The 1,172-nt window shown below is 56.9% G+C and carries 1 protein-coding gene; it reads right to left on the bottom strand.

From position 1 onward, the window contains the following. A partial coding sequence (locus V7728_RS20235) for a polyketide synthase dehydratase domain-containing protein (RefSeq protein WP_335371384.1) occupies positions 1–1,172 on the bottom strand: 1,172 nt, incomplete at both ends.

Here is a 1,172-nt window from a genome sequence, read left to right as displayed (position 1 = left end):
GCTTGGATGACTTGGCCGTACAGCTTCGGATGTTCAAGGTGAGCCGTTTTCAGAAAAGCGGCCAGCCCCGCCAATACATTGTCTTCCCCCCTGTCGGGGACAAGAAGCTGGATCAGCGTTTTTTTCTTCTGTTTTTCTTTGATAAGACGCGTGACGATCGCTGACAGCTCCGCCGCGCAGGCGTCATAACGGTCTTCAATCGGACCTTCGCCGTCAGCCGCACATACGGCGCCGCCGCTTATGTCCTCAGCGTTCATTCCGCCATACAGTGTCACGTATCTGAAAGACTCTTCTTGTCCGCCGCCTTCACCCGGCGGTGATTCCTGCCACTTTGGCTGAAGCAAGAGCGGTTTTTCCTCCGTTTCCTCTTCCAGAAAACGGGCGGTGAGCCCCGTCAATCGGACACATACCGCGCCGTTTTCATCACACAGCTCAATATGATAGGCGCCGTCCGCTGAGGAAAGCACCGCCCACATCGTCTCCCGGCACGCAGAAAACACCTGCATATCCTGGAGGGCAAACGGCAGAAACGGCCGTCCGGACGCGGAACTGTCTGAGAGCACGAGACCGATAGAAGCCTGAAGGGCGGCGTCCAGCATGCTCGGATGCAGGATGAACGGCTCCTTTTCCTCGCGGGCGGACGGCGGAAGAGTGAGCTTCGCGAGCACTTCTCCGTTTCCGGCATAGACGGCGTCAAGCGCCTGATGAGACGGTCCGTAGGTGATGCCGAGGCTGTCGAACGCTTCATAGCACTCAGCCTTTGACAAGTGACGGCCGCCGCAGCGCGCCTGAACCGCTTCTACATCGAGAACAGGAGCACGTTCCGTCTCTTCGAGCACGGCCTTTCCCTGGAAAAAGACAAGCGGCTCTTCTCCTTCGGCATACGCTTCAAAAGCGATGTCTCCGTTTTCTTCCGGCTGAAGCTTTACATGAAGCGTCACTCCTTCAGAAAGCGCCGTCACCGGACGGAGCCAAACGATCTGTTTGAGCCTTACACCCGTTTTCCCGCCGGGCAAGTCTTCAGCAGCCAGCGTAACGGCGGCCCGGGCCATTTCTAAAGCAGCCGCGCCCGGAAGCACCGGTTTTCCATTGACGATGTGATCGGCAAAAAACGGTTCATATCCTGAAAAAACAGAAGTAAAACGCTGGGCGGTAAAGGTCGATGTATTCGT

Origin of the sequence: Bacillus sp. JHAA, from assembly GCF_036961585.1 — a bacterium.
GTDB classification, from domain to species: Bacteria; Bacillota; Bacilli; order Bacillales; family Bacillaceae; genus Bacillus; species Bacillus velezensis.
The sequence above is the reverse complement of the archived record's forward strand: the minus strand, read 5'-3'. Positions and strand labels throughout refer to the sequence as shown.